A 445-nucleotide genomic window follows, 5' to 3' on the forward strand; every position below is an offset into this window, starting at 1 on the left:
TTTCCAGGATTGTCACATGACTCAAATTGACCGCTTGCTCGGCATCATGCGCCGCCTGCGCGACCCGGAAAACGGCTGCCCATGGGATAAAGAGCAGACCTTTGCCACTATCGCCCCTTACACCCTTGAGGAGACCTATGAGGTCCTCGATGCTATCCAGCGGGAAGATTTTGACGATCTGCGCGGTGAGCTGGGCGATCTGCTGTTCCAGGTGGTGTTCTATGCGCAAATGGCGCAGGAAGAGGGACGCTTTAACTTTGACGATATCTGCGCCGCCATCAGCGACAAGCTGGAGCGTCGCCACCCGCATATCTTCGGCGAGGCATCGGCGGGCAATAGCACGGAAGTCCTGGCTCGCTGGGAGCAAATCAAAAGCGCGGAGCGGGCGGAAAAAGCCCAGCATTCGGCACTGGACGATATTCCCCATAGCCTGCCGGCGCTGATG

1 protein-coding gene is annotated in these 445 nt (G+C 58.2%); it reads left to right on the plus strand.

Annotation, left to right across the window (positions count from 1 at the left end; all coding sequences use genetic code 11):
* Nucleotides 1–16: 16 nt before the first annotated feature.
* On the plus strand, nt 17–445 hold a 429-nt coding region (gene mazG, locus M3210_RS20170; protein WP_251518087.1), incomplete at its 3' end, for a nucleoside triphosphate pyrophosphohydrolase.

It is taken from the genome of Oceanobacillus luteolus (assembly GCF_023715655.1).
GTDB classification, from domain to species: domain Bacteria; phylum Bacillota; class Bacilli; order Bacillales; family Amphibacillaceae; genus Oceanobacillus; species Oceanobacillus luteolus.